This is a genomic window from Paraburkholderia sp. 22098, assembly GCF_052045935.1.
Classification (GTDB): domain Bacteria; phylum Pseudomonadota; class Gammaproteobacteria; order Burkholderiales; family Burkholderiaceae; genus Paraburkholderia; species Paraburkholderia caledonica.
Genome location: NZ_JBQEPV010000003.1, coordinates 341,538 through 367,618, shown reverse-complemented (window position 1 = coordinate 367,618; position 26,081 = coordinate 341,538). Strand labels below are relative to the sequence as shown.

Annotated in this window: 24 protein-coding genes and 1 tRNA gene; 13 read left to right on the top strand and 12 right to left on the bottom strand. The window is 62.8% G+C overall.

Features of this window, described 5'->3' with window-relative positions; genetic code table 11:
* The first annotated feature begins 94 nt into the window (after nt 1–94).
* Nucleotides 95–616, top strand: coding sequence for a hypothetical protein (locus ACTJLB_RS08340; protein ID WP_020069267.1), 522 nt, complete (start codon nt 95–97; stop codon nt 614–616).
* Nucleotides 617–935: 319 nt separating this feature from the next.
* On the opposite strand, the gene ACTJLB_RS08335 is transcribed toward ACTJLB_RS08340, so the two are convergent.
* From ACTJLB_RS08335 to ACTJLB_RS08320, 4 genes are all read right to left on the bottom strand, one after another.
* A complete protein-coding gene (locus ACTJLB_RS08335; RefSeq protein WP_440783001.1) occupies nt 936–2,465 on the bottom strand; it encodes a DEAD/DEAH box helicase in 1,530 nt (509 codons plus the stop codon).
* Nucleotides 2,466–2,682: 217 nt separating this feature from the next.
* Nucleotides 2,683–3,303 carry a PAQR family membrane homeostasis protein TrhA gene (gene trhA, locus ACTJLB_RS08330; protein ID WP_020069265.1) on the bottom strand — a complete coding sequence of 207 codons (621 nt, stop codon included), beginning with the start codon at nt 3,301–3,303 and terminating at the stop codon, nt 2,683–2,685.
* A gap of 126 nt (nt 3,304–3,429) precedes the next feature.
* Nucleotides 3,430–4,728 carry a c-type cytochrome gene (locus tag ACTJLB_RS08325; protein ID WP_131320061.1) on the bottom strand — a complete coding sequence of 433 codons (1,299 nt, stop codon included), beginning with the start codon at nt 4,726–4,728 and terminating at the stop codon, nt 3,430–3,432.
* A gap of 21 nt (nt 4,729–4,749) precedes the next feature.
* Nucleotides 4,750–5,481: a c-type cytochrome gene (locus ACTJLB_RS08320; RefSeq protein ID WP_033379637.1), complete on the bottom strand. Its 732-nt coding sequence runs from the start codon at nt 5,479–5,481 to the stop codon at nt 4,750–4,752.
* Nucleotides 5,482–5,867: 386 nt separating this feature from the next.
* Between ACTJLB_RS08320 and copC the strand changes: the two genes are divergently transcribed.
* Together copC and ACTJLB_RS08310 are read left to right on the top strand one after the other, a co-directional pair.
* Entirely contained in the window at nt 5,868–6,245 is a 378-nt protein-coding gene (gene copC, locus ACTJLB_RS08315) for a copper homeostasis periplasmic binding protein CopC (protein ID WP_408412991.1), read from the top strand.
* Nucleotides 6,242–7,171, top strand: coding sequence for a CopD family protein (locus ACTJLB_RS08310; RefSeq protein WP_392394360.1), 930 nt, complete (start codon nt 6,242–6,244; stop codon nt 7,169–7,171). The genes copC and ACTJLB_RS08310 overlap by 4 nt, the downstream gene beginning before the upstream one ends.
* A 156-nt stretch (nt 7,172–7,327) precedes the next feature.
* Here the strand turns inward: ACTJLB_RS08310 and ACTJLB_RS08305 are convergent, their stop codons facing one another.
* Both ACTJLB_RS08305 and dgoD read right to left on the bottom strand, forming a co-directional pair.
* On the bottom strand, nt 7,328–7,630 hold the full coding sequence (locus ACTJLB_RS08305) for a hypothetical protein (protein ID WP_088175707.1): 303 nt from the start codon (nt 7,628–7,630) through the stop codon (nt 7,328–7,330).
* Between the two features lie 198 nt (nt 7,631–7,828).
* Nucleotides 7,829–8,977 (bottom strand): galactonate dehydratase, encoded by a 1,149-nt coding sequence (gene dgoD, locus ACTJLB_RS08300; RefSeq protein WP_020069259.1) that lies wholly within the window; start codon nt 8,975–8,977, stop codon nt 7,829–7,831.
* Nucleotides 8,978–9,101: 124 nt separating this feature from the next.
* Here dgoD and ACTJLB_RS08295 point away from each other — a divergent pair, with 124 nt between their 5' ends.
* Nucleotides 9,102–9,779, top strand: coding sequence for a FadR/GntR family transcriptional regulator (locus tag ACTJLB_RS08295; protein WP_440783099.1), 678 nt, complete (start codon nt 9,102–9,104; stop codon nt 9,777–9,779).
* A 260-nt stretch (nt 9,780–10,039) separates the two neighbouring features.
* Here ACTJLB_RS08295 and ACTJLB_RS08290 read toward each other — a convergent pair whose 3' ends face one another.
* From ACTJLB_RS08290 to ACTJLB_RS08270, 5 genes are all read right to left on the bottom strand, one after another.
* On the bottom strand, nt 10,040–10,378 hold the full coding sequence (locus tag ACTJLB_RS08290; RefSeq protein WP_440783000.1) for a hypothetical protein: 339 nt from the start codon (nt 10,376–10,378) through the stop codon (nt 10,040–10,042).
* A gap of 78 nt (nt 10,379–10,456) precedes the next feature.
* Nucleotides 10,457–10,533, bottom strand: a tRNA-Met gene (locus ACTJLB_RS08285).
* Between the two features lie 85 nt (nt 10,534–10,618).
* The gene (locus ACTJLB_RS08280) at nt 10,619–12,277 is read right to left on the bottom strand and encodes an MFS transporter (RefSeq protein WP_020069256.1); all 1,659 of its coding nucleotides are present in this window, start codon (nt 12,275–12,277) and stop codon (nt 10,619–10,621) included.
* Nucleotides 12,278–12,495: 218 nt separating this feature from the next.
* Nucleotides 12,496–14,043 (bottom strand): sensor histidine kinase, encoded by a 1,548-nt coding sequence (locus tag ACTJLB_RS08275; RefSeq protein WP_408201629.1) that lies wholly within the window; start codon nt 14,041–14,043, stop codon nt 12,496–12,498.
* Nucleotides 14,044–14,052: 9 nt separating this feature from the next.
* Nucleotides 14,053–14,874 carry a response regulator gene (locus tag ACTJLB_RS08270; protein WP_440782999.1) on the bottom strand — a complete coding sequence of 274 codons (822 nt, stop codon included), beginning with the start codon at nt 14,872–14,874 and terminating at the stop codon, nt 14,053–14,055.
* A gap of 236 nt (nt 14,875–15,110) precedes the next feature.
* Here ACTJLB_RS08270 and recA point away from each other — a divergent pair, with 236 nt between their 5' ends.
* The 8 genes from recA to ACTJLB_RS08230 all read left to right on the top strand — a co-directional run bounded on the left by recA (nt 15,111) and on the right by ACTJLB_RS08230 (nt 23,518).
* On the top strand, nt 15,111–16,187 hold the full coding sequence (gene recA, locus ACTJLB_RS08265) for a recombinase RecA (protein ID WP_020069253.1): 1,077 nt from the start codon (nt 15,111–15,113) through the stop codon (nt 16,185–16,187).
* Nucleotides 16,188–16,194: 7 nt separating this feature from the next.
* Entirely contained in the window at nt 16,195–16,953 is a 759-nt protein-coding gene (gene recX, locus ACTJLB_RS08260; RefSeq protein WP_440782998.1) for a recombination regulator RecX, read from the top strand.
* A 158-nt stretch (nt 16,954–17,111) separates the two neighbouring features.
* A complete protein-coding gene (locus ACTJLB_RS08255) occupies nt 17,112–17,849 on the top strand; it encodes a DUF2889 domain-containing protein (RefSeq protein WP_408486229.1) in 738 nt (245 codons plus the stop codon).
* A complete protein-coding gene (gene sucC, locus ACTJLB_RS08250) occupies nt 17,846–19,015 on the top strand; it encodes an ADP-forming succinate--CoA ligase subunit beta (RefSeq protein WP_020069250.1) in 1,170 nt (389 codons plus the stop codon). The genes ACTJLB_RS08255 and sucC overlap by 4 nt, the downstream gene beginning before the upstream one ends.
* 126 nt (nt 19,016–19,141) lie before the next feature.
* Entirely contained in the window at nt 19,142–20,023 is an 882-nt protein-coding gene (sucD, locus tag ACTJLB_RS08245; RefSeq protein ID WP_020069249.1) for a succinate--CoA ligase subunit alpha, read from the top strand.
* A 145-nt stretch (nt 20,024–20,168) separates the two neighbouring features.
* The gene (locus tag ACTJLB_RS08240) at nt 20,169–20,879 is read left to right on the top strand and encodes a TerC family protein (RefSeq protein ID WP_020069248.1); all 711 of its coding nucleotides are present in this window, start codon (nt 20,169–20,171) and stop codon (nt 20,877–20,879) included.
* 98 nt (nt 20,880–20,977) lie between these two features.
* A complete protein-coding gene (locus ACTJLB_RS08235) occupies nt 20,978–21,601 on the top strand; it encodes a pilin (protein ID WP_440782997.1) in 624 nt (207 codons plus the stop codon).
* Nucleotides 21,602–21,733: 132 nt separating this feature from the next.
* Entirely contained in the window at nt 21,734–23,518 is a 1,785-nt protein-coding gene (locus ACTJLB_RS08230; RefSeq protein WP_440782996.1) for a PglL family O-oligosaccharyltransferase, read from the top strand.
* A gap of 52 nt (nt 23,519–23,570) precedes the next feature.
* On the opposite strand, the gene moaC is transcribed toward ACTJLB_RS08230, so the two are convergent.
* Complete coding sequence (gene moaC / locus ACTJLB_RS08225) at nt 23,571–24,047, bottom strand: cyclic pyranopterin monophosphate synthase MoaC (RefSeq protein ID WP_440782995.1); 477 nt, start codon at nt 24,045–24,047, stop codon at nt 23,571–23,573.
* A 173-nt stretch (nt 24,048–24,220) separates the two neighbouring features.
* Here moaC and ACTJLB_RS08220 point away from each other — a divergent pair, with 173 nt between their 5' ends.
* The gene (locus tag ACTJLB_RS08220; RefSeq protein WP_440782994.1) at nt 24,221–25,969 is read left to right on the top strand and encodes a M48 family metalloprotease; all 1,749 of its coding nucleotides are present in this window, start codon (nt 24,221–24,223) and stop codon (nt 25,967–25,969) included.
* The last annotated feature ends 112 nt before the right edge of the window (nt 25,970–26,081 follow it).

Below are 26,081 nucleotides of genomic sequence, written 5' to 3'. Positions count from 1 at the left end.
CCGGCAATTCGCCGGCGTAGAAGATGGCCCGCCTATGCGGGCCATTTGTGTTTCAGGGCATCATGGAGGCTTGCCTCTTAACCGGACCCATGCGATGAGCGATTCCTCCTTGCCCCAGCGCCCGCTCGAACAGACTGCATTCGACGAATGGCCCGACGCGGTTCGTGCGCTATTCGACGGCTCGTCGCTCGCGAGCAAGACCGGTTTCACGGCCTCGCTGCTGACCGTCGACGCGAATCAGCATATCCGCACATCGCTGCTCGGCGCTGGCGAGCTGTATGCGCCCGATTCGCGCACCCTGTGTATCGCGCTGTGGCCGCAAGCCCGAGCGGCGCGCGCAATCGCGCAAAGCGGGCGGGCGGCATTGAGCTTCGTCCTGGAAGAGGCGTTTTATCAGGTGCAGTTGCTCGTCGCGCCGCTGCCGCCCGCCGATGGCGACGACAGCGGTCTCGTCTATATGAGCTGCACGATCGATTCAGGCGAAACGCAAAGCGTGCGCTACGCGCGCCTGACAAGCGGCATTACGTTTGAACTGGAAGAAGGGGCGGAGAAGGTGCTCGACCGATGGGAGCGGCAGATCGAGCAGCTGAAACGGGCCGCGGCGTTGGGGGGCTGAGGTGAGGCCCCGCGCCGGTGCTGCGGCTGTGTTTGCTGCGTGGTGACGAGGAGGGCTCTGGGGCCCTCTGGCCCGTATAGTGCGCTTTGCGCGTGGCGGCTGATGGTGAGGCTAGATGGCATCTGAGCTGGCTGCCGGGCTTGACGGCGGTAGTCGGCGGCCTAGCTGAGAGCCGGCAACCTTCACCGGCAACCTCAGTCGGCCGAAGTCTCAGCTGCCCGGAGCCTCAACCGCCCGAAGCCTCAACCGCCCAAAGCCTCAACCGCCCAAAGCCTCAACCGCCCAAAGCCTCAACCGCCCAAAGCCTCAACCTCCAACCTCAACGACCACGCTGGCCGCTGCGCGCCGGGTTGCCCCCGCGCGGCGAGTCGTTGCGCGACTTTGCGCCGCCGAGCAATGCACCCGGATTGCCGCTCTGCGGTTTGCGCGGCGCGTGCTGCGCGCCGCTACCTTCATGAGCAACAGCGCGCGGACGGTCGTCCTGACGCTGACCGTCGCGGCGCGACTGGCCACCGTTGCCGGCCGGCTTCGCGGCTTGTGGCTTCGGCTGCTGCTGGCCGTTCGCCGGGCGTTGCCCCGAGCGCTGCGCTGGCTTCGCGGCGCCGCCGTTGCCAGCCTTCGCAGCGCCTTGACCTTGACGCGGCGAACGACCGCCGCCGCCACCGCCCTGGCCCCGGCGCAAGATCGGTTCCGGCTTCGCGGTCGGATCCGGCTCGAACCCGGCGATCACTTCCTGCGGCACCGGACGCTTGATCAGCTTCTCAATGTCCTTCAGCAATTGCAGTTCGTCGACGCACACCAGCGAAATTGCCTCGCCCGTCGCACCCGCGCGACCGGTGCGGCCGATCCGGTGGACGTAATCTTCCGGCACGTTGGGCAGATCGAAGTTCACGACGTGCGGCAACTGATCGATGTCGATACCGCGCGCGGCGATGTCGGTGGCAACCAGCACCTGCAGCGTGCCGTCCTTGAACTCGGCAAGCGCACGCGTACGAGCCGACTGGCTCTTGTTGCCGTGAATCGCCAGCGCGCTGATGCCATCTTTGGTCAACTGTTCAGCGAGGCGATTGGCGCCGTGCTTGGTGCGCGTGAATACCAGTACTTGAAACCAGTTGTGCTGCTTGATCAGGTGCGTGAGCAACTCGCGCTTCTTGTCGCGATCCACCGGGTGAATCTTCTGTGCGACTGTTTCCGCGGTCGTGTTGCGGCGCGCGACTTCGATCAGCGCCGGCGAGTCGAGCAGATTGTCGGCGAGCGTTTTGATCTCGTCGGAGAAAGTAGCCGAGAAGAGCAGGTTCTGGCGCTTCGGCGGCAGCTTGGCCAGCACGCGTTTGATGTCGTGGATGAAGCCCATATCGAGCATACGGTCCGCCTCGTCGAGCACGAGAATCTCGAGATGCGACAGGTCGATGGTCTTCTGCTGCATATGGTCAAGCAATCGGCCAGGCGTCGCGACGACGATGTCCACGCCGCTTCTGAGCGCACCGATCTGCGGATTGATGCCGACGCCGCCAAACATCACCGTCGACTTCAGCTTCAGATACTTGCCGTAAGCGCGCACGCTTTCTTCGACCTGCGCGGCGAGTTCCCGCGTAGGCGTGAGGATCAGCGCGCGGACCGCGCGCTTGCCGGACGCGGATGAGTGCGGCGGCATGGAATTGAGACGTTGCAGGATTGGCAGCGTGAAACCGGCCGTCTTGCCGGTGCCGGTTTGCGCGCCAGCGAGCAGATCGCCGCCGTTCAGCACAGCGGGAATCGCTTGCGTCTGGATGGGAGTCGGAGTGGTGTAGCCGAGTTCGTGTACAGCGCGGACCAGGGGTTCGGACAAGCCGAGGGAATCAAAAGACATAGAAACTCTTTGCAATGCAGTTTCGCGAGCGGCACACGTGGGCCCCCAGCGGGCACAAATGCGGCATGAACACGCCGCATGGCGTGATCGAGATCAAGGCCGAAGCCCAGTTCCGTTCGCAGAGAAATCGGCGGCACGCTCGGATGCGTGCCGAATGCTTCAACGCGCTATGCAGACACGTTGACTGGCCTTAAGTTGCATTTCGCCGCCGTGGACGTTACGCGACATAGCGCGCAACGCTGACGAATTGACACAGACTGCCCGCCAGTACGAACAGGTGCCAGATACCATGTCCGTGCCGGATGCGCTCGTCGTTGATGAAGAAGTAGATGCCGGCGCTGTAGATGACTCCGCCGGCCACGAGCCAGGCAGTACCCGCAGCCGGTAATGCCTGAACCAGCGGGCGGACGGCAACGAGCGCGAGCCATCCCATCAGGACATACAGCACCATCGAAACGCTGCGGGTGCGTCGCCCGAGCGTCAGTTCCTGCACGATGCCGAGAGCAGCAAGCCCCCAGCTTACGCCGAATAGCGACCATCCCCACGGCCCGCGCAACGTGACAAGCGTGAACGGAGTGTAGCTTCCGGCGATCAGCAGGTAGATCGCCGAATGGTCGCATTTCTGCAGCACTGCCTTGATACGGGGACTGCGCACGCTGTGGTAAAGCGTCGAGATAGCATACAGCACGAACAGCATCGCACCGTACACGCTGAAGCTCACCACCTTGTATGCGTCGCCCTCTACCGCACCCATCGTCACGAGCGTAGCCAGCCCCGCCACCGACAGCACGGCGCCGACGAGGTGGGTAATGCTGTTGAAACGCTCACCGACATGCACGGGTCTTTCCTCCTGCACGGTTTCATTGAGGCATGTGTTGCCGAAGCCTCATGATACCGGTCCTCAAAAAACGAAGGGCGCGGCCGCGAATTTCGCAGGCCGCGCCCCTGGTGCATCGAACGCTGCTTAGTCGAGCGGCGCCGAACGCAGATCCGACACTTGCTGCGGCGACACGGCCGTGCCGTGGTTGCCCCACGACATACGGATATACGTGACGACAGCTGCTACTTCCTGATTCGACAGCGATTGCGCGAACGGCGGCATGCCGTACGGATGCGGATTCGCGTCCGTGCTCGGAGGATAACCGCCGTTCAGCACCATGCGGATCGGGTTGACCGCCGACGGCATCTGGATCGACTGGTTGTTCGCGAGCGGCGGGAAGGCCGGCGGCTGGCCGAGGCCGTTGTCCGCGTGGCACTTCGCGCAGTTGTCAGCGTAGATCTTCTGACCTTGCTTCAACAGTTCGCCGCCGAACTTTTCGGACGTTTCCAGTTGGAGCGGCTCCGGTGCTTCGCTCTTCTGCGGAATCGTCTTCAGGTACGTGGCCATTGCGTTGATGTCCGCATCGGTCATGTACTGCAGGCTGTTGTGAACCACTTCGGCCATCGGGCCGAAGACCGCACCGCGGTTCGACACACCCGTTTTCAGCAGATCGGCGATGTCTTTCGTTTCCCAGTCGCCGAGGCCTGCTTCCTTGTTCGACGTGAGCGACGGTGCGTACCAGTTCTGCAGCGGAATCAGGCCACCAGCAAAAGCCGCTGAGCTGACCGGGCCGCCCATTGCGTTGATCGACGTGTGGCACATGCCGCAATGGCCGAGGCCTTCGATCAGGTACGCGCCGCGGTTCCACTCGACCGACTTGGTCGGATCCGCCTTGTACTCGCCTTCACGGAAGAACAGCGTGCGCCAGCCGATCAGCATGTTGCGCTGGTTGAACGGAAACTTCAGTTCGTGCGGGCGGCTCGGGACGTTGACCGGCGTGACCGAGCGCAGGTACGCATAGATCGCGTCCGAGTCGGCGCGCGTGACCTTCGTGTAGCTCGTGAACGGGAAGCCCGGATAGAGCAGGCTGCCGTCTTTCGAGCGGCCGGTGTGCATGGCGCGGTAGAAGTCGTCCTGCGTCCACTTGCCGATACCGTACTGATCGTCAGGCGTGATGTTCGGCGTGAACATCGTGCCGAACGGCGTGGCCATGGGCAGGCCGCCGGCGAACTGTTTGCCGCCGCGGACCGTGTGGCAGGCGATACAGTCGCCGGCGCGGGCGAGGTATTCGCCCTTCTTCACGAGCGCAGCCTGGTCGGCGGGCGTTGCCGCCACGGCCGAGCCGTTATGCAGATTGTCGCCGCCCGACCACAGGACGGGAACGAGTGCAGCAGCCGCAACAACGACAACTGCCGAGAGGGCGAACAAAGACTTGCGTTTCATTTGAGTGTCTCTCCCGGTGCCTTATTGCGGTTCGCTGCCGCAGGCAAGCGGAGTCTTCATCGAGCGGGCCGGAGCCGGCACGGGGTTTTGTGGGGCCTGTTGCGTGGAAAGCCAGGCAGCGACCGCGTTCACGTCTTCGTCTGTGAGACGCGTGGCGATGGTGTGCATGCAATCAGGTGCGATTGCGTGGCGCGTGCCCGAACGCCATGCGCCGAGCTGCGCGCTGATGTAGTCGGAGTGCAGACCGACGAGCCCCGGGATTGCCGGCTCCATACCGGTCAGACCCTTGCCGTGGCAGGCGGCGCAAGCCGGAATCTGCTTCGACGCGTCGCCGTTCAGCACGATCTGCTGGCCGCGAGCGAGCGTGGTCGACGACACCGTCGGCTTGGCCGGCTGCGGATAGGGCGGACGTTGCTTCGAGAAGTACGTGGCGATCTGATGCAGGTAGTCGTCGGAAAGATACGTGACGAGGTAATTCATGGGCGGGTACTTGCGGCGCCCTTCGCGGAAATTCTGCAACTGGTTGTACAGATAGTCGGCCGGCTTGCCCGCGAGACGCGGGAAGTAGTCGTTGTCAGTACCTTGACCGTGCGTGCCGTGGCAGGCCGTGCAACCTTGCACGCGCGCTTCCATAGTATCGGGGGCCTTCGGTTGAGTCTGCGCTTTCGCAGCGCTATAGACACCCGCGGAGCCGATCAGCAGAAGGGCAAGCAACGGGCGGAAAATGCGTCTTGAAGACACGCGTAACTCCATCAAAATCGGGGACCTGACCGAACTTCGAGCGGCTCGGTGTGAAGGGCAGCCGGCGCTGCGGCGACGCAGCATTCTATCATCGAAGGGTGATGATGACTATTTGCCACATTCGACAAGCTTACGGCCGTCACGGGCGTGCGACAGTTTGACGCGCATCGCCACACGAACCGCCGCGACTTTCAGACTTCGCTGCGTGGTCCACCGCTGCAATCGCTGTACCCGGCAAACTTTTGTCCGCTCGATGTTGAACCGACCCGCGCGCGTGCCATCGAAGCGTACACTTCCGGGCGCCGAACCGCGGACGAGATCTGTCCGCGGCCAGGGACCCGGTTCAACCGGTCCGGCAGGCGCCCGCCGTTTTCCCGTTCATCCGCTATCGGCCTTACATGAAGCTAATCAATCTTTTCAGTCCGGCGTGGTTTTCGTCCGCGCTCGGCGCCGCGGCGCTCGTTATGACGTCCTCGGCATTCGCACATGCGCATCTGGTTTCCAGCGAACCTGCAGCCAACGCCGAAGTCGCGGCACCCGCAGAGATCACCCTCCACTTCAGCGAGCCGCTCGAGCCGGCCTTCAGCAAAATCGCGCTGAACGACGCGAACGGCAAGGCAGCAGCGCCCGCAGCGTCGGAAGTCGACAAGCACGACGCGCGTGTCATGCATCTGCCCTTGCCGCAGTTGGGCGCGGGACGCTACGCGGTGCACTGGACCGCCGTGGCCACCGACGGTCATCGCACGCAAGGCGACTTTGCGTTCATCGTCAAATGAGCATCGACGGATTGTGGATCGGGCAGGTCGCCATGGCCGCGCTCATGAATGTCGCGTTTGCGTTTGCCGTCGGTTCGGCATTGCTCGGCGCGTGGCTCGCGAACGACGCCAAGGCGAAGATCGCGCCAGGGCGTGCCGCCTGGTTGCGCGCGCAACGTTCAATGCTGACGGCGAGCGTCGTCCTGGTGCTCGCAGACCTCGGCTGGCTGTTGTATCAGGCGGCGTCGATGAGTGGCGTTGCGCTTCCCGCCGCATTTGCCTTCGTGCCGACGGTGCTCACTCAAACGCATGTCGGCTACGGCTGGAGCATTGCGTTCGCGGGCGCACTGGTGTTGCTGGGCACGGCAATGACGGCTCATAGCGGCATGTTGCGCAACGCGCTGCTGTGGCTCGCGGTGATTGCGATCGCCGCAGGCAAGGCGTCGCTCGGGCACGCGGTGGACGCAGGGCCGGCATCCGCGGCCATCGCAATGCAAACGCTTCATGTGCTCGTGACCAGCGTGTGGGCCGGCCTCGCGATTACAGCCGGATTGGCGGTGTTGCCGGCGCTCGGCTTGTCGACCGCTCGCGGCATATTGATCCGCACAGCGACGCAGGTATCGAACGTGTCGGTGGTCGCGGTGGGATTCGTGCTGCTCTCCGGCATCTTCAACGCGGTGCGTGGCTCCGGTGGCTCATTCGAGGCGATCGGGTCGAGCACATGGGGCCACGTTTTGATCCTCAAGCTTTCGCTTGTCGCTCTCGCGCTCGTGCTCGGCGGGCTCAACCGCTTCCTTGCGCTTCCGCGTCTGCGCCGTACTGCATCGACGATGGACGCCCATACGTTCACCAACGTGCTTTATCTGGAAGCGCTTGCCATGATCGGCGTGCTCGTCGCTGCCGCAGCGCTGTCGCATAGCGTGCCGGCGTTCGCGATGGTGAACTGAGTTCTTTACGCGAGATCACCGGCGCCACGGCGCGGGCCGTATTGCCAGTGGGCGTCTGTGCATCCGCGTGAGAACGCGCCGCACGGTCTCAACGTGCGGCGCCATGACCAACTCGAGTGAACGATCGCGTGTCGAGCATTCGACCGATCGACCAACTCATTCGAGTCCCAGCCGATGACCGAGAATCGGCGCACAAAATAGCGCGATTGCGCAGCCAGCTACCTTGCCTTCGAGTTCGGCTGCTGCCGCATGGGCGCCGTAGACATGCATGAGCAGATCGAAAAGCTGAGGGACGCAATACACGACGGCGGCGACGACAAACCATTTTTCAATGGCCGCGATGCGCCAGCCGCGCTCATAAGCAACGGCCGCGCCGATCACGCGAAGCACGCCGAATAGCACCAGCGCGCCGACGGCCGCCTGCTCGCGCAGCAGATAATCCGGAATGAATTCGCCCATGAGACTCCCCGATGCATTCGTTGTTCGGACGCATTTCAGCAAGGAGCAGGCCATACATCTGTCTGATGGCGAACAAAGGGCAAGCAAGCCCATCGGGCAAGGCCAGATGCGACGCAAGTCGCAGCGCTGTGATCGGTCACGGCGCCCAAAAGAGAACGCCGCCCGCAGGCGGCGTCAGTCAGCAAGCGAGTGAAGCGATCACCATTCGGCGACGCTGCCGTCCGCGTGACGCCAGACCGGATTGCGCCAGCGATGGCCGACCTTCGCCATCTCGCGCACTTTCTCCTCGTTCACTTCGATTCCGAGGCCCGGACCTTGCGGAATCGACACGAAGCCGTCTTCGTATTTGAAGACTTCCGGGTTCTTGATGTAGTCGAGCAGATCATTGCCCTGGTTGTAGTGAATCCCGAGGCTTTGTTCCTGGATAAACGCGTTGTAGCTCACGGCGTCGATCTGCAGACAGGTTGCCAGTGCAATCGGGCCGAGCGGGCAGTGCAGCGCGAGCGCGACGTCGTAGGCTTCGGCCATCGACGCGATCTTGCGGCACTCGGTGATCCCGCCCGCGTGCGACGCGTCCGGCTGGATGATGTCGACGTAGCCACCGGACAGAATGTGCTTGAAGTCCCAGCGCGAATAGAGACGCTCGCCGAGTGCAATCGGCGTGTTCGTCTGATTTACGATGTCACGCAACGCTTCTGCGTTTTCCGAAAGCACCGGCTCTTCGATGAAAAGCAGCTTGTACGGGTCGAGTTCTTTCGCCAGCACCTTGGCCATGGGCTTATGCACGCGGCCATGAAAGTCCACGCCGATGCCGATGTTCGGCCCTACCGCCTCGCGCACGGCCGCGACGTTGTTGATGACGCCTTGCACCTTGTCGAAGGTATCGATGATCTGTAGCTCTTCTGAGCCGTTCATCTTGACGGCCTTGAACCCGCGTTCAACCACGGCGCGCGCATTGTTCGCGACGTCGCTCGGACGGTCGCCGCCGATCCACGAATACACCTTGATGCGGTCACGTACCTGGCCGCCGAGCAGCGCGTGCACCGGCACGCCGTGATGCTTGCCCTTGATGTCCCACAGTGCCTGGTCGACGCCGGCAATCGCGCTCATCGTGATCGGACCGCCGCGATAGAACCCTGCGCGATACATGACCTGCCAGTGGTCTTCGATGAGGAGCGGGTCTTTGCCGATCAGGTAATCCGACAACTCCTCGACCGCTGCTGCGACCGTATGCGCGCGGCCCTCGACCACCGGCTCGCCCCAGCCGACGATGCCTTCGTCGGTCTCGATCTTCAGGAAGCACCAGCGAGGTGGAACGATGAAAGTTTCGAGCTTGGTGATTTTCATAGTGTGCGTCTCCGATCGCATGCCAAATTTTCGAGGATCTTCATGCTACAACAAAAGGCCGCTACAGTACTATTAATAGTACTATTCGCCACATGTTGAGCGGCCACGCCGCAAGGAGGAACCTATTCAGCACGATCTGCATGGGCGCGTCGCCCACAGGCTGGCTACTGCGATTCTGCGCGGCGATTACGCGCCCGATTCGATTCTGCCGCGTGAGGCGGAGCTAATGGAGGCGTTTGGCGTGAGCCGCACTGTGTTGCGCGAGGCGTTGCGTACGCTGACGTCGAAAGGGTTGATCGAATCGCGCCCGCGCGTAGGCACGCGGGTGCGCCCACGGCACGCGTGGAATCTGCTCGATGCCGACGTGCTCGACTGGTATTCACGCGTCGCCGAGCCGATGCAGTTCGCGCTCAAGCTGCAGGAAATGCGGGAGATGATCGAGCCGTATGCCGCAGGTCTCGCGGCCGCTTCACATTCCGACGAGACATTCGGCGCACTTGCAGCCGCTCACGCCGCGATGACCGGTGCGCGTAACGTCGATGAATGGGTGCGGGCCGATCTGCAATTTCACCTGAGCGTGTTGACTGCGTGCAGCAATGAACTGCTGATACCGCTCGGCACGCTGATCGAGCGCACGCTCGAGGCGCAGCTTCGGCTGAATGCGAAACGTGCGGACGTCTTCAACGCTTCGCTCGCCGAACATACGGCGGTGTTCGAGGCGATTCGCGACCGCGACGCGCACGCCGCGCGCGACGCAATGGCGCGCCTGCTCAGCGTGACGCGCGCCCGCATCGAGGCGTGACCGGTTCATCGCCGCACGTGCCGTCTGCGCGTCTTGCGTCTTATGCGTTTGGCGGAGTGTCAGCAGTGATCGAATGACCGGCAGCTTCGCGGCGATGAGTGTCAGCGTGAGGTCGTTTAGATAAGCGACTATTGACGCCAGCGACGCGGTTCCAGCCGCTGGCGAATTTTCGACTGGAACGGCGGGGTTGAACGGCGTCAAAGTGGCCGCGAGCTCCGCGTGTGAACGACGCAACTGGCGCAGCCGCTTCCGGTCGCGTGCTATTTCGCCTCGGAGCCTGTAACCGTGCCTGACGGCGGCGCAAGTTCATAGCAGCCCGGCGCGATTTTGCCCGCTTCTGGCGCTTGTGGATCGATGCACTTGAAAGCGCTTTGATCGCGCTGCACGAAAATGGTGTCGGCGGAACCGCCCGCGCCGGGAGCCGTATTGACGACGGCGACGATCTTGTAGCCGTTTTGCAGGAGTGTCGACAACGTGGTCTGACTTGCTCGCCACTGATTGTCGGTCGATGTTTGCGCCAGAACGGCAGTTGCGGAAGCGGCGCCGAGAAGCGCGATCGATACGGCAGCCACGGCGCGCGCGGCGGTGCGGAACGTCATCAAGAAACCTCCTTGAAGTTGCGGGTGTAAAACAAAAAAGCCGCTGAACCTTGCGGATCAGCGGCTTTTTCTTGCAACTGGTGGCGAATCAGGGACTCGAACCCCGGACCTGCGGATTATGATTCCGTCGCTCTAACCAACTGAGCTAATTCGCCGAAAGAAGCGAGATTATGAGGATAGCACCGAGGGCTGTCAACCCCCGGCGCCCAACTTTTTCAGTTGCCGCCCGGAGAGGGCGCCTCAATCCTTTGCGTAGATGTCCGAGTCTTTGGTTTCACGGACGAACAGCATGCCGATCACGAAGGTAATGAGCGCGATCACGATCGGATACCACAAGCCCGAGTAGATATTGCCCTTCGCCGCGACGATCGCAAACGCCGTGGCCGGCAGGAAGCCGCCGAACCAGCCGTTGCCGATGTGATAGGGAAGCGACATCGACGTATAGCGGATTCGCGTGGGGAACATCTCGACCAGCATCGCCGCGATTGGTCCGTAGACCATCGTCACGTAGATCACGAGGATCGTCAGAATCACCACGCTCATCGGCCAGTTGATCTGCGAAGAGTCGGCCTTCGGCGGATAGCCGGCGGACTTCAGCGTCGTCGAAAGCGACTTGTCGAACACCTTGCCCTGATCTTTGGCGTCGGCGGCTTTGCCGTCATAGGTGGAGACCACCGTATCGCCGACCTTGATCTGCGCAAGCGTGCCCACCGGAGCCGCGACGTTTTCGTAGTTCAAGCCGGACTTCGAAAGCGCGCTCTTCGCGATGTCGCACGAACTCGTGAACTTCGACGTGCCGACCGGATTGAACTGGAACGAGCATTCGTCCGGGTTTGCGATCACAACGATCGGCGCCTTCGCCGTGGCCGTTTCAAGCGCCGGGTTGACATAGTGCGTCAGCGCCTTGAACAGCGGGAAGTACGTGAGTGCGGCGATCAGCAGGCCGGCCATGATGATCGGCTTGCGGCCGATCCGGTCCGACAGCGAGCCGAAGAACAGGAAGAAGGGCGTGCCGATGAGAAGCGCAATGGCGATCATGATGTTGGCCGTCGCGCCGTCCACCTTCAGCGTCTGCGTCAGGAAGAACAGCGTGTAGAACTGGCCCGTGTACCAGACCACGGCCTGGCCGGCGGTCAGCCCGATCAGCGCGAGAATCACGACCTTCAGGTTCTTCCACTGGCCGAAAGCCTCGGAAAGCGGTGCCTTGGACGTCTTGCCTTCGGCTTTGATGCGCTCGAACACCGGCGATTCGTGCAGTTGCAGGCGGATCCACACCGAAACACCGAGCAGGAGGATCGACGCGATGAACGGAATTCGCCAGCCCCACGCGCCGAACGCGTCTTCGCCCATTGCCGTGCGCACGCCGAGAATGACCAGCAGCGAGAGGAACAGGCCGAGCGTGGCAGTCGTCTGGATCCACGCGGTGTAGAAGCCGCGACGTCCCGGCGGCGCGTGTTCGGCCACATAGGTTGCAGCGCCGCCATATTCGCCGCCGAGTGCGAGGCCTTGCAGCATGCGCATCGCGATGAAAATCACCGGCGAAGCAATGCCGATCGCCGCATAGCCGGGCAGGAAGCCGACCAGGAAGGTCGACAGACCCATGATCACGATGGTGACAAGGAACGTGTACTTGCGGCCGACCATATCGCCGAGCCGTCCGAACACCACCGCGCCGAACGGCCGGACTGCGAAACCCGCGGCGAAACTGAGCAGCGTGAAGATGAAGCCCGCAGTCGGATTGACGCCCGAGAAAAAGCTCTTGCTGATGAAGGCCGCGAGCGAACCGGCCAGATAGAAGTCGTACCACTCGAAAACCGTACCTAGCGACGATGCGAAGATCACCCGCTTCTCATCGCGCGTCATGGGCACGGGCGAAATGTGTCCGCCAACGGTAGCCATATGTCGTCTCCAATATTGATATGCACGCGGTGCGCCGGCCCGCGGCGTTCCCGTGCAACCGATTATTGGAGTGAAAACTTACGGCCTTCTGACATGAACGGCTGCTACTGCAGCTTTTCACGCGCCGGCGGAATGTCGTGAACATCCGTCAACTGGCATGCAATGTCGCGTAGGGTTGCATGAACGCCGCCCATCTCGCTATCTGGCGCCCGTCGCGGTCAGTTCGCGTTAGGGTAAGTCCTGCCCCGTTCCAGCACATGCAAACTGACACGTACGAGCGTGCCTGCGAGCCGCGGCGAGTTTTGATAGACGTTGTCGTCGATAGTCAGCTCGCCGCCGTGCATCGTCGCAATCTCGCGAACGATCGCAAGCCCGAGGCCACTGCCGTCGCCCTCACGGCCGAGAATCCGGTAGAACCGCTCGATCACTCGCGACCGTTCGGCCACGGGAATGCCGAGGCCTGTGTCTTCCACCTCCAGATGCACGAGCCGCGCGGCTTTCTCGTGCCGCACCCTGACCGTGATGCGGCCGCCCGCCGGCGTGTAGCGAATGGCGTTGTCGATGAGATTCGACAACATTTCGCGCAGCATGACGGGATTGCCTTCGACTTCGACGGGCTCTTCCGGCGCTTCGTAGCCGAGATCCATCTGTTTGGCGAACGCGGCCTGTACCCAGTCGCGCACGGCGTTGCGGGCCACTTCTGTCACTTCCACCGGCGTAAAAATCTGTCCGGACATGCGGTTCTCCGCGCGAGCGAGCGCCAGCAACTGCGTGACGAGGCGGGCCGCGTGTTCCGAACTCGTCGCGATCTGCTCGAGCGAGCGATGCACTTCCGCCGACGCGTCCTGCCGCAACGCCAGCTCCGCCTGGGTCCGCAGGCCGGCAAGCGGCGTCTTCATCTGATGCGCGGCGTCGGCGATAAAGCGCTTTTGCAATTCCATGTTCTGTTCGAGGCGCGTCAGCAGATCGTTGAACGACGTGACGAGCGGCTCGATTTCCGGAGGCGCGCGACGCGCTTCCAGCGGCGACAGGTCGTCGGGGCGCCGCGCGCGGATATGCGCCTGCAATGCGTGCAGCGGCGCGAGACCACGCGACAGGCCGAACCACACGAGCAGGATGGCGAGCGGCAGGATCACGAACTGCGGCAGGATCACGCCTTTGATGATGTCGTTGGCAAGCTGACTGCGTTTGTCGAGCGTCTCGGCGACCTGCACGAGCACGGGCTCCGCGCCGGGCGTCTGCGGAAACTCGACCGTCGTATAAGCCACGCGGATGTCGTTGCCGCGCAGCATGTCGTCGCGAAATGCGACGAGCCCCGGTTGCGGCCGGTCTTCTTCGTGCGGCAGCGGCATGTCGCGCTCGCCGGCCACCAGTTCGCCTCGCGTGCCGAGCACCTGATAGAAAACACTGTCGACGTTGTCCGTGCGCAAAAAGTCGCGTGTGGAGTCGGGCAGCGTCAGTTCGGCCACGCCGTTCACCGGGTGGATCTGGCGCGCGAGCACATAAGCGTCGGTTTCGAGCGCGCGGTCGAACGGTCCGTTCGCGATCGACTTGGCGACCAGATAAGTCACCGCGAGACTCATCGGCCACAACAGCAACAGCGGCGCGAGCATCCAGTCGAGAATTTCGCCGAACAGCGAGCGCGGGCGGGCCTCGGCGGCGGTTTCGGTTTCGTCGGGCGGAGCGAACGGATTGGCGTAGCGCTCGTCGCGCGCCTCGTCGAGATCCGCCGCGCGGGCCGTCGCGCGATCGGCGCGTGCGGACATGGGTGTGCTCTATTTGTAGTGGTGGCTCGCCGGCATCCCGTCTGACTGCGGCGACGAAGGCGAAGAAGGCGAAGAAGGCGAAGAAGGCGAAGAAGGCGAAGAAGGCGGCTCGGGTTCGGGCTCAGCGGGCGCGGACGCGGCGTTCGTATTGAGGTTTGCCGGCGCGACCGCCTTCTCGAGACAGTAACCGAGCCCGCGCACAGTAATGATGCGCACGCCGCTCGGCTCGATCTTCTTGCGCAGCCGGTGCACGTAGACCTCGATCGCGTTGTTGCTGACTTCCTCGCCCCATTCGCACAGATGATCGACGAGTTGCTCCTTCGAAACCAGACGCCCGATTCGCTGCAGCAGTACTTCGAGCAGTCCGAGTTCACGCGCCGAAAGCTCGATCACCTGCTCGTTGATATAGGCGATCCGGCCCACCTGGTCGAACGACAGCGAACCGTGCCGCACGACCGTCGGGCCGCCGCCCGCACCGCGCCGCGTCAGCGCGCGCACCCGCGCTTCGAGTTCGTTGAGCGCGAACGGCTTGGCCATGTAGTCGTCGGCGCCGAGATCGAGGCCTTTGACCCGTTCGTCGACGCTGTCCGCGGCGGTCAGGATGAGTACGGGCAGATTGGAGTTGCGGGCGCGCAAGCGGCGTAGCACCTCGAGTCCGGACATGCGCGGCAGGCCGAGATCGAGAATCAGCAGGTCGAAACTTTGCATGGACAGCGCGGTATCGGCCTCCACGCCGCTCTTCACGTGATCGACGGCATAGGCCGATTGGCGGAGTGATCGAACCAGACCGTCCGCGAGTATGCTGTCGTCTTCGGCAATCAGAATTCGCATGGTGCGCCAGCTCAAGGCTTGGCCGGCACCTCGGGTGTCCCCGCGGCGCACAGCGGTCTCCGAAAATTATTGTGGGTGGTTTGGGCTGCGCGGCGGTAAACATGCGCGTTCGCATGAGAATCGCGCTTGCCAAAACCACTGTTTTTTTATACAGTGTCTGGGTTTCGTGTGCTGTCCTTCAAAAGGTGGGCCGCACATCTGCCTCAGACGCCGTTCATCATAGCAAAGGACGATTCATGGAAGAAAGCAAGAAAGGCTCGGCTGGACTGACTGCTGAAAAGAGCAAGGCACTCGCTGCCGCCCTCGCGCAGATCGAAAAGCAGTTCGGCAAAGGGTCGGTCATGCGGCTCGGCGCAGGTGAGGTAGTCGAAGACATCCAGGTCGTTTCAACGGGATCGCTCGGCCTCGACATCGCACTTGGCGTCGGCGGTTTGCCGCGTGGCCGCGTGGTTGAAATTTACGGTCCGGAGTCGTCGGGTAAAACCACGTTGACGCTGCAAGTTATTGCTGAAATGCAAAAGCTCGGCGGCACGGCAGCGTTTATCGACGCGGAACATGCGCTGGATATCCAGTACGCGGGCAAGCTCGGCGTGAACGTGAACGACCTGCTGGTTTCGCAACCGGACACGGGTGAACAGGCGCTGGAAATTGCCGACGCACTGGTGCGTTCGGGCTCGATCGACATGATCGTGATCGACTCGGTCGCGGCGCTCGTGCCGAAGGCTGAAATCGAAGGCGAAATGGGCGATTCGCTGCCGGGTCTGCAAGCGCGTCTCATGTCGCAGGCGCTGCGCAAACTCACTGGCACGATCAAGCGCACGAATTGCCTCGTGATCTTCATCAACCAGATCCGCATGAAGATCGGCGTGATGTTCGGCAACCCGGAAACCACTACGGGTGGTAACGCGCTGAAGTTCTACGCGTCGGTGCGTCTGGATATTCGCCGCATCGGTTCGATCAAGAAGAACGACGAAGTGATCGGCAACGAAACACGCGTGAAGGTGGTCAAGAACAAGGTGTCCCCACCGTTCCGCGAGGCGATTTTCGACATCCTGTACGGCGAGGGTATTTCGCGTCAGGGCGAAGTCATCGACTTGGGCGTGCAAGCCAAGATCGTCGACAAGGCCGGCGCGTGGTACAGCTATAACGGTGAGCGTATCGGCCAGGGTAAGGACAACGCGCGCGAATTCCTGCGCGAGAATCCGGACATCGCTCGTGAAATCGAGAACCGTATCCGCGAATCGCTCGGCGTGAATGCAATGGCTGAAGCGGTGACCGGCGCAGGCGCAGAAGTCGCGGGCGAAGAAGAGTAACCATTACGTGATACGCAAGGGCCGGCCACTGTCCGATACCGGACGCAACGCGGGCGGCCCGCGTAATGACGAGAACGAGTCGGTCGATCCGTCCGAATCGTTCGACGCGCATGATCGCGCTGCGGGCCGTGGCCCGCGGCGCGCCCAGTCTCACAAACCGCCTGCTAGCCCAAATTCCGCAGATTTCTCGGACCCATTCGAGATTGCAGGAAATGCCACGGCTACCGAGCCCACGTATAGCCGCTCACGTGACTCACGCGGAGCGTCCGCCGACGCGAAGTCCGGGCAAAACGAAGCGAAAAAATCCCAACGTCCCGCACGTTCGCTTAAGGGGCGCGCGCTCGGCTATCTGTCTCGTCGCGAATATAGCCGCAGCGAACTTGCACGTAAGCTGAAGCCGTTCGTCGAAGAGAACGACTCGCTCGATACGCTGCTTGATACGCTAGAAGCCGAGAACTGGCTGTCCGATTCGCGTTTCACCGAAAGTCTGATTCATCGCCGGTCGTCGCGAATGGGCACGAGCCGGATCGTCGGCGAATTGAAGCAGCATTCTGTCGATCAAACGCTAGTCGAAGAGGCGAGCGCCCAATTGCGCGAAACCGAGCTTGCGCGCGCCCAAGCGGTGTGGCGCAAGAAGTTCGGCGAACTTCCGCAGACATCGGCCGAGCGCGCGAAGCAGGCGCGTTTTCTCGCATCGCGCGGTTTTTCGGGCGCCACCATCGGCAAAATCCTCAAGGGCATCGACGAAGAATGGAGCGGTGAATAGGCGCAAGCTCGGGCGTAGTCCGCGACCGCGCGCACAGGGTCGTCGAGCACGAAACCGGCTCTGGGCGGCCTGCAGGCCGTTTCGCCGCATTCGGGGCTGTCTCAAATACCCAGTATGCTAAAATTCACGCGTTTTCCAATTCGGCCTTTCCTTTCCGCATGCCGCTTTCCTCGCCAGTGCCCCGTCAATTGCGCCATCGCCGCGCAATCAGAGCGGAAGCTTTTGAGCGAGCCGATGGCCTGTGGGATGTGGAAGCGTGCTTGACCGACGAAAAGCCACGCGATGTGGCGCTTGCGTCGGGCGTCCGGCCCAATGGTCAACCGATCCATGAACTCTGGCTTCGCATCACCATCGATCGCAAGCTCAATGTCGTCGACGCCGAGGCGTCGTCCGACTGGGTGCCCTATCCCGGGCTATGCCAAGCCAGCAATCCTGCCTACCGTGCCCTCATCGGGCTCAATCTCCTTCACAACTTCCGTCGCGATGCTGCCCGTTTGCTGGCCGGCACGGCTGGTTGCACGCATCTCACCGAGTTGTGCGCGATCCTGCCGACCGCTGCTATCCAGGCGTTCGCCGGCGACGTGTGGGATACCGGTGACAAGGCGGCAGGCGCGAGCGCCAGTTCAGAAAATGAGTTGGCCGACGGTACCGCCGAACGTTTAAACGACAAACCGCCATTCCAGTTGGGACGCTGCCAGGCGCTGCGTTTCGACGGGGAGGCAGTGCAGAAGTTTTACCCGCGCTGGTATGGCTATGCGCCACGCCCAGCTGACCGCCCGGCATCGCCAGACAACGGGGCGGCCCGCCAAGAAGGCAGGGGCAATGCGCCCGGCATGTTGGACGGTAGCGGAAACGAAGTTCAATCCAACTCTCAGACTGAAGGGAATCACGCATGAAGATTCACGAGTACCAGGGTAAGGAAATCCTGCGGAAATTCGGCGTCGCGGTACCGCGCGGCAAGCCGGTCTTCTCGGTGGATGATGCGGTCAAGGCCGCGGAAGAGCTTGGCGGCCCGGTTTGGGTCGTGAAGGCTCAGATCCACGCGGGTGGCCGTGGCAAGGGTGGCGGCGTGAAGGTTGCCAAGTCGCTGGAACAGGTTCGCGAATACTCGAACCAGATCCTCGGCATGCAACTCGTCACGCACCAGACTGGTCCGGAAGGCCAGAAGGTGAATCGCCTGTTGATCGAAGAAGGCGCGGACATCAAGAAGGAACTGTATGTCGGCCTCGTGATCGATCGTGTTTCGCAGAAGATCGTCGTGATGGCATCGAGCGAAGGCGGCATGGACGTCGAAGAAGTCGCGGAAAAGACGCCCGAGCTGATCCACAAGGTTGCGGTCGATCCGTCGACGGGCCTGAAGGACGCCGAAGCTGACGACCTCGCGAAGAAAATCGGCGTGCCCGACGCATCGATCCCGCAAGCGCGCGCGATCCTGCAAGGCCTCTACAAGGCATTCTGGGAAACCGACGCATCGCTCGCCGAAATCAACCCGCTGATCCTGACGGGCGACGGCAAGGTCATCGCGCTCGACGCGAAATTCAACTTCGATTCGAACGCACTGTTCCGTCATCCGGAAATCGTCGCGTATCGCGATCTGGACGAAGAAGATCCGGCTGAAGTCGAAGCGTCGAAGTTCGATCTGGCGTACATCTCGCTCGACGGCAACATCGGCTGTCTGGTGAACGGCGCGGGCCTCGCAATGGCAACGATGGACACCATCAAGCTGTTCGGCGGCGAACCGGCGAACTTCCTCGACGTGGGCGGTGGCGCCACGACGGAGAAGGTCACGGAAGCGTTCAAGATCATGCTGAAGAACCCGAACCTGACCGCGATTCTGGTCAACATCTTCGGCGGCATCATGCGCTGCGACGTGATCGCGGAAGGCGTGATCGCGGCGTCGAAGGCCGTGTCGCTGAAAGTGCCGCTCGTGGTCCGCATGAAGGGCACGAACGAAGACCTGGGCAAGAAGATGCTCGCTGAATCCGGTCTGCCGATCATCGCGGCTGACAGCATGGAAGAAGCGGCTCAGAAGGTCGTCGCGGCCGCTTCGGGCAAGGCGTAAGCCTAGTCCACAGCGCGTTTACCAGGATTAACCAGGATTACGAATGGCATCGCGCGAGCGACGCTGGCGGCGAACGTGTCGTCCAGTGGCGCTCCCGCGCGACGCCAAACGAACAGAGGTCAATACATGTCGATTCTGATTAACAAAGACACCAAGGTCATCACGCAGGGCATCACCGGCAAAACCGGTCAGTTCCACACGCGTGCTTGCCGTGAATACGCAAACGGCCGCGAAGCGTACGTTGCCGGCGTGAACCCGAAGCGTGCCGGTGAAGACTTCGAAGGCATTCCTATCTACGCGAGCGTCGCTGAAGCCAAGGCTGAAACGGGCGCGACCGTGTCGGTGATTTACGTGCCGCCGGCGGGCGCTGCTGCCGCAATCTGGGAAGCAGTCGAAGCCGACCTGGATCTCGCAATTTGTATCACGGAAGGCATTCCCGTGCGCGACATGATCGAGATCAAGGACCGCATGCGTCGCGAAAACCGCAAGACGCTGCTGCTCGGACCGAACTGCCCGGGCACGATCACGCCGGACGAGCTGAAGATCGGCATCATGCCGGGCCACATCCACCGCAAGGGCCGCATCGGCGTCGTGTCGCGTTCGGGCACGCTGACGTATGAAGCAGTTGGCCAGTTGACGGCGATCGGCCTCGGTCAGTCGTCGGCAGTCGGCATCGGCGGCGACCCGATCAACGGTCTGAAGCACATCGACGTCATGAAGATGTTCAACGACGATCCGGAAACGGACGCCGTCATCATGATCGGCGAGATCGGCGGTCCGGACGAAGCGAACGCGGCCGAGTGGATCAAGGGCAACATGAAGAAGCCGGTGGTTGGCTTTATCGCCGGTGTGACGGCGCCTCCGGGCAAGCGCATGGGCCACGCTGGCGCGCTGATCTCGGGCGGTGCCGATACGGCGGAAGCGAAGCTGGAAATCATGGACGCATGCGGCATCAAGGTCACGAAGAACCCGTCGGAAATGGCGCGTCTTTTGAAGGCCATGCTGTAAATCGAAACTGGCGCCCAGTTAGAGCGCCTTTTTTGATACGCTTACGAGATCCTTTCGTTAGCGTGCGGTTTCAAGAGCGGGGGAGTTAAACACTCCTCCGCTTTTTTATTGGCCGCGCTTCCCGTTCCCTTCTATTCTTTCGCTCATGTTCGAGTTCCTCGCCACGCTCCATTGGGGCGCAGTCATTCAGATCATCGTCATCGACATCCTGCTGGGTGGCGACAACGCCGTCGTGATCGCGCTGGCCTGCCGCAACCTGCCGCCAGCCCAGCGCACGAAGGGCGTGCTGTGGGGCACGGCGGGCGCCATCCTGTTGCGTGTCGTATTGATTGCGTTCGCGGTCGCGCTGCTCGACGTGCCGTTGCTGAAGTTCGCGGGGGGGCTGTTGCTGTTGTGGATCGGCGTTCGCCTGATGGCGCCGGCGCACGACGCGCACGAGAACGTGAAGCCCGCTGACAAGCTGATCTCGGCAATCAAGACGATCATCGTCGCGGATGCTGTGATGAGTCTCGACAACGTGATCGCCATTGCGGGTGCGGCCGAGGCCGCCGACCCGCAGCATCGCCTCGCGCTCGTGATTTTCGGGTTGGTGGTGAGCATTCCGTTGATCGTGTGGGGCAGCCAGTTGGTGCTGAAGCTGCTGGACCGTTACCCGATCGTGATTACGCTCGGCGCCGCGTTGCTCGGGTGGATTGCGGGCGGGCTCATCATCAACGATCCGGCAGGCGACCGTTGGCCGGTCCTCGATACGCCGGTAGCCGAATATGGGATGAGCATCGCCGGTGCGCTGTTCGTCGTGATCCTCGGCTACCTGATCAAGCGCCGCAACGCCAATCGCGCGGCGGCTCAACATTAGCCATTCGGCCGACTGTGTGACACGAGCGTCGCTCGCTACGATGGAAGCGCCTGTTCCCGATCCGTGGGGCAGGCGTTTTTCGTTTCTGGAGCCTGCCGATGATCGTCACTTTGCCTTATTCCCCATATTCCCAGTCCGCGCTGATCTCACAGTCAGGGCTCACGCGAGCGCGCTGGTCGTCTACATTTGCGCGCGCGTGCCGGCGCCTCGGTCTCGGTTTTACGCTGATCGAACTGATGATCGTGCTCGCGATTGTCGGCGTGATCGCGGCCTACGCGATTCCCGCGTATCAGGACTATCTGGCGCGCAGCCGCGTCGGGGAGGGCTTGTCGCTTGCGGCGTCGGCGAGACTCGCCGTATCGGAAAACGCGGCGAGCGGCAACGCGTTTAGCGGCGGCTATGCGTCGCCGCCCGCGACGCGCAACGTCGAGTCCGTCCATGTCGACGACGACACGGGTCAGATCACCGTCGCCTTCACGACACGTGTGGCTCCGTCCGGCTCCAACACGATCACGCTCGTACCGTCGGTGCCCGACAACGTCGATGCACCCACCGCACGCGTCGCGCTGACAAAGGGTTCGGTGCAGGCAGGCGCCCTCGCGTGGGAATGCTTCGCTGGCGGTAAAACGGCGTCCTCTTTGCCCGCGCCGGGCGCGGGACCGAGTCCTGTCAACGCGCCTACGTTGTCGTCGAACCTTGCGCCGCCCGAGTGCCGCACGTAATGCAACGGACGGGCGCATGGCGGGCAGTTCGAGCGTAAATCGCTGATTTTCGGGATATTTCGGCTGGGCCGGCGCACAGCACAAGGATTTTTTTGTATAGTGCGCCGGTTGCTGACGCCCACCGCTTATTCGATGCCCACCCCATTCGCGCGCTACCTGTCTCTCGTTCTATTGGCTCTCGCGTTGGTGCTGCCCTATGCAGTCGTCAACCATACCTATCCGATTCCGACGTTCTACGCGGAGTTCACCGCGCTCGCGCTGTACCTGTTGGTGGGCGCGGGCGTCGTCTTCCTGATCGCGAGTTCGCGGCCGCGTATCGGCTTTGCGTCTCCCGTCGTCGCACTCGTGCCGTTGCTGTTCGGCTTGCTGCTGGTCGCCCAGTCGGTGGTGTTGCCGGTCTCCCAGCCGTCGATGAACTGGCTCGGCGGCGGCTTTCTGCTCGCCGCTTTCATGGCGACACATGCGGGCTATGGCTTCGTACGCGCGAAGCTCAATGAGACGGCGCTCCGGTGGGCCGCCTCAGCGCTGGTTGTCGGCGGTCTTTACGCGGTGTTCTGCCAGGTCATTCAGCTTTTTCATCTCGAGGCGCGAGTATCGCCGCTGGTCGTCGCGTACAACGTGACCGTCGAGCGCCGGCCGTTCGGCAACATGGCGCAGGCGAATCACCTCGCCACTTATATCGCGTTCGCGATGGCGGGCGCACTGTTTCTCGTCCAGACGCGCCGGATCGCCGTCGCCATCTGGGCATTGGTGTCGACGCTATTCGCGGTCGGACTCGCGCTGACCGTCTCGCGCGGACCGTGGCTGCAAATGGGCGTGATCGTGGTAGCCGGTTTCTGGATGGCGTTTGCGCAGACTCGCGCCGAGCCGCAATTGCGCCGCAGTCATCGTCAGTGGCTTATTCCGATCGCGCTCGGGGTGTTGTTCTTTGTCGTCAACGCGCTGATTCGATGGGCCAACGTGCGCTATCACCTGGAGCTGGGGCAGTCCGCGGCCGATCGCTTCAAGGATGCCGGCCAGATCGCGCCGCGGCTCGCGCTTTGGAAATACGGCTGGACGATGTTTCGGACTCGTCCGCTGATGGGCGTCGGTTGGGGCGAGTTTCCGAGTTACCAGTATCAGTTCGCGAAGACCCTCGGCGGCGTCGAGATCGCCAACAATTCACACGACATTTTTATCGACCTGCTCGCGAAGACGGGCTTGATCGGCCTCGCGATCGTGCTGTTCGGTCTCGTTACGTGGCTGGTGCGGGTGGTGCGCGCTCCGCAGAGCGCCGCGCGTGTTTTCGGCATCGCGCTGATCGGCGTGCTCGTCATGCATGCGCTCGTGGAATATCCGCAGCAGTACATGTTCTTCCTGCTGCCTGCCATGTTCGTGTTCGGCCTGCTGGAGACACGCCCGCTGCGTCTCGTGCCCGCGCGCTTGTCGTTCGGCGCATTTGCGGTGGTCGTGTTCGGCGGCATGGCTGCGCTGTATCCGGTTTATCGCGATTACGCGCGCGCCGAGGTGCTGTATTACGGCTCGCGTCCGGCCGAACAATACCGCGCCGATCCGTCGTTCCTGTTCCAGGCATGGGGCGAATACGGTATGGCCACGCTGTTGCCGATGGATTCGACGGATCTGCAACGCAAGCTCGCGATGCATCGTCAGGCGATGGCGCTGTTGCCCGGCGAAACCGTGCTGCGTCGTTATGCGGTGCTGCAGGCGTTGAGCGGCGATACGGCCGCAGCATTCGACACCGTTGAGCGGCTGAAAATCTTCGCGCAGGAGTTGAAGGACTGGCCGTCGCAATTGAGTTACCTGTACCAGCTCTGCGATGAGCAGAAGACGCTCGCCGGCTTCAAGGCCGAACTGGTCAAGCGTTATGGCATGCCGTCGGGCGACGTCGCGCCGGACGACGACAGCGAGGAGGATTGAGCCGCGCTGTCGTTTTAAGTTGAGTCGAAGAGGGGACGACGTGAGTGGGTATTCAGCCCGCCACCCAATCCCCCGACTTCCCGCCGTGCTTCTCCAGCACTTTCACATCGGTGATGGTCATGCCACGATCCACCGCCTTGCACATGTCGTACACCGTCAGCAGTCCAACCTGCACGGCGGTGAGTGCCTCCATCTCAACTCCGGTTCTGCCCAGCGTCTCGACCTGCGCAGTGCAATGCACGCCCGGCAGCGTGTCGTCGAGTTCGAAATCCACTTTGACGCGCGTGAGCGCAAGCGGATGACACAGCGGGATCAGGTCGGCGGTGCGCTTCGAGCCCTGGATCGCGGCAATGCGCGCGACGCCGATCACGTCGCCCTTTTTGGCGTTGCCGTCGCGGATCAATGCGAAGGTTTCCGGCAGCATGTGGATCGAACCGCGTGCGATGGCAATGCGCTTCGTCTCCTGTTTGCCGCCGACGTCCACCATGTGCGCGTCGCCGGCAGCGTCGAAATGAGTGAGTTCAGGCATGGTTGGCTCCTTCAGAGGGCGCCTATCATAGCAGTGCAGCGCGGACGTCTGGCTTGCACGAACGAGCCGAATCCGCGCAACGGCTGATTACAATTGCGGCGTGCCCGCTTATCTTAGACCGCTTGTCCCTGAGCGAAGGGCGTCGCTTTCCGATTCCGTCATACGAACTCGCAATGCGTCCGAACCGGTTCCTTGCTGCGTTGCTGTGTGTCGCGCTTGCGGCGCCGCCCGAGGCGTTCGCGCAAGCGCGTGCCGCGTCCGGCGTCGCGCCTGTCGTTACACAGTCTGCCGAACCGCCGCTCGTCAGCGGGCCGGTGGAGTCTTACTCCGATCCGATGGTGCCGCCTGAGATCGCCCAAGGTGTATTCGGCGTGTACGGCGGCGCGGAAAGCCGCTTTTCCGGCAATTTTGGTTTGAACCGCGGCGCCGGCAATTCGACCGGTAGCGGAAGCAACGACAGCTGGCGCGCGCCGATTGCCGCGCAGCAACTACCCGACCTCGGCAGCGGCGGCTCGGGCTCGCTTACGCCGCAGGCGGAGCGGAAGCTCGGCGAACGCGTCATGCGCGACTTGCGCCGGGACCCCGACTATCTCGACGACTGGCTGGTACGCGACTATCTCAACTCAGTCGCCGCGAAGCTCGCCGCGGCGGCCAACGCGCTCTATATCGGCGGCTATCGCCCGGACTTCGATCTGTTCGCGGTGCGCGACACGCAGATCAACGCCTTCTCGCTGCCGGGCGGTTTCATCGGTGTGAACACGGGGCTGATTGTCGCCACGCAAACCGAGTCTGAACTCGCGTCCGTGCTCGGTCACGAAATGGGGCACGTCCTTCAGCGCCATATCTCGCGGATGATCACCGCCGGTGAGCGCAGCACCTACGCCGCGCTCGCCAGCATGCTGTTCGGCGTTCTCGCGGGCGTGCTCGCGCACAGCGGCGACCTGGGCAGCGCGATCGCGTTCGGCGGCCAGGCTTATGCCGTCGACAACCAGTTGCGTTTCTCCCGATCCGCCGAGCACGAAGCCGACCGCGTCGGCTTTCTCCTGCTCGCCGGCGCAGGCTACGATCCCTATTCGATGATTACGTTTTTCGGCCGGCTCGACCGCGCGGCAATGAGCGACACCGGCATACCGGCGTATGCGCGCACCCATCCGCTGACCGGCGAGCGGATCGCCGACATGGAGGACCGCGCTCGCCGCGCGCCTTACCGTCAGCCGCATCAGGCCGCCGAATACGGATTCGTGCGTGCGCGAGCGCGTCTGTTGCAGGACCGTTCCCGCAGCGAGTACGCGGACGAGATCTCGCGGATGCGCTCGGAGATCGAGGACCGCACCGCGCTGAACATCGCGGCGAACTGGTACGGCATTGCGTTTGGCCAGATGCTGCTCGAACGTTATGACGACGCGGCGGCTTCGCTGGCGTCGTCGCGCGCAGCGTTTGCCGCGGTCACACAGGCGACCAGCGACGCCGCCCGCAGTTCGCCGAGCCTCGACGTGCTGGCCGCCGACATTGCGCGGCGCGCGGGCCATGACGACGAAGCCGTCCGTCTCGCCGACCTCGCGCAAAAGCGCTGGCCACAGTCGCATGCCGCTATCGACATGCACATACGCACGCTGCTGACGCTGCGGCGATTTACCGAAGCCCAGGCGCTAGCGCAGAAAGAGACGCAGGCGCAGCCCGATCAGCCCGCATGGTGGTTGTATCTCGCGCAGGCAAGCGTGGGGACTGGCGACGCGTTCACGCGGCGCCGGGCGCTCGCCGAAAAGTTTGCGCTCGAAGGCGCGTGGCCGTCGGCGATCCGGCAACTGAAGGACGCGCGCGATATGAAGACGATCGGCTATTACGACCTCGCTACCGTCGACGCCAGACTGCATGAGATGGAGAAGCGCTACCAGGAAGAGCGGCTCGACGAGAAGGGCTAGGCGCGGGTCGAGCGGTTCCGCGCTACGCGAGCATGGTGAGAGGCGCGGCTGTCAATTGAATGCGCAAGCGTGAGCCGCACGGGTTGCACGGCAGATTGCCGGAGGCTTCTGC

What these genes read in the sequence shown, in the direction of transcription:
- ACTJLB_RS08340 (WP_020069267.1), top strand. Translation starts at nt 95, where the DNA reads ATGAGCGATTCCTCCTTGCCCCAGCGCCCGCTCGAACAGACTGCATTC.
- ACTJLB_RS08335 (WP_440783001.1), bottom strand. Translation starts at nt 2,465, where the DNA reads ATGTCTTTTGATTCCCTCGGCTTGTCCGAACCCCTGGTCCGCGCTGTA.
- ACTJLB_RS08325 (WP_131320061.1), bottom strand. Translation starts at nt 4,728, where the DNA reads ATGAAACGCAAGTCTTTGTTCGCCCTCTCGGCAGTTGTCGTTGTTGCG.
- ACTJLB_RS08320 (WP_033379637.1), bottom strand. Translation starts at nt 5,481, where the DNA reads ATGGAGTTACGCGTGTCTTCAAGACGCATTTTCCGCCCGTTGCTTGCC.
- copC (WP_408412991.1), top strand. Translation starts at nt 5,868, where the DNA reads ATGAAGCTAATCAATCTTTTCAGTCCGGCGTGGTTTTCGTCCGCGCTC.
- ACTJLB_RS08310 (WP_392394360.1), top strand. Translation starts at nt 6,242, where the DNA reads ATGAGCATCGACGGATTGTGGATCGGGCAGGTCGCCATGGCCGCGCTC.
- ACTJLB_RS08305 (WP_088175707.1), bottom strand. Translation starts at nt 7,630, where the DNA reads ATGGGCGAATTCATTCCGGATTATCTGCTGCGCGAGCAGGCGGCCGTC.
- dgoD (WP_020069259.1), bottom strand. Translation starts at nt 8,977, where the DNA reads ATGAAAATCACCAAGCTCGAAACTTTCATCGTTCCACCTCGCTGGTGC.
- ACTJLB_RS08290 (WP_440783000.1), bottom strand. Translation starts at nt 10,378, where the DNA reads ATGACGTTCCGCACCGCCGCGCGCGCCGTGGCTGCCGTATCGATCGCG.
- ACTJLB_RS08280 (WP_020069256.1), bottom strand. Translation starts at nt 12,277, where the DNA reads ATGGCTACCGTTGGCGGACACATTTCGCCCGTGCCCATGACGCGCGAT.
- ACTJLB_RS08275 (WP_408201629.1), bottom strand. Translation starts at nt 14,043, where the DNA reads ATGTCCGCACGCGCCGATCGCGCGACGGCCCGCGCGGCGGATCTCGAC.
- ACTJLB_RS08270 (WP_440782999.1), bottom strand. Translation starts at nt 14,874, where the DNA reads ATGCGAATTCTGATTGCCGAAGACGACAGCATACTCGCGGACGGTCTG.
- recA (WP_020069253.1), top strand. Translation starts at nt 15,111, where the DNA reads ATGGAAGAAAGCAAGAAAGGCTCGGCTGGACTGACTGCTGAAAAGAGC.
- ACTJLB_RS08255 (WP_408486229.1), top strand. Translation starts at nt 17,112, where the DNA reads ATGCCGCTTTCCTCGCCAGTGCCCCGTCAATTGCGCCATCGCCGCGCA.
- sucC (WP_020069250.1), top strand. Translation starts at nt 17,846, where the DNA reads ATGAAGATTCACGAGTACCAGGGTAAGGAAATCCTGCGGAAATTCGGC.
- sucD (WP_020069249.1), top strand. Translation starts at nt 19,142, where the DNA reads ATGTCGATTCTGATTAACAAAGACACCAAGGTCATCACGCAGGGCATC.
- ACTJLB_RS08240 (WP_020069248.1), top strand. Translation starts at nt 20,169, where the DNA reads ATGTTCGAGTTCCTCGCCACGCTCCATTGGGGCGCAGTCATTCAGATC.
- ACTJLB_RS08235 (WP_440782997.1), top strand. Translation starts at nt 20,978, where the DNA reads ATGATCGTCACTTTGCCTTATTCCCCATATTCCCAGTCCGCGCTGATC.
- ACTJLB_RS08230 (WP_440782996.1), top strand. Translation starts at nt 21,734, where the DNA reads ATGCCCACCCCATTCGCGCGCTACCTGTCTCTCGTTCTATTGGCTCTC.
- moaC (WP_440782995.1), bottom strand. Translation starts at nt 24,047, where the DNA reads ATGCCTGAACTCACTCATTTCGACGCTGCCGGCGACGCGCACATGGTG.
- ACTJLB_RS08220 (WP_440782994.1), top strand. Translation starts at nt 24,221, where the DNA reads ATGCGTCCGAACCGGTTCCTTGCTGCGTTGCTGTGTGTCGCGCTTGCG.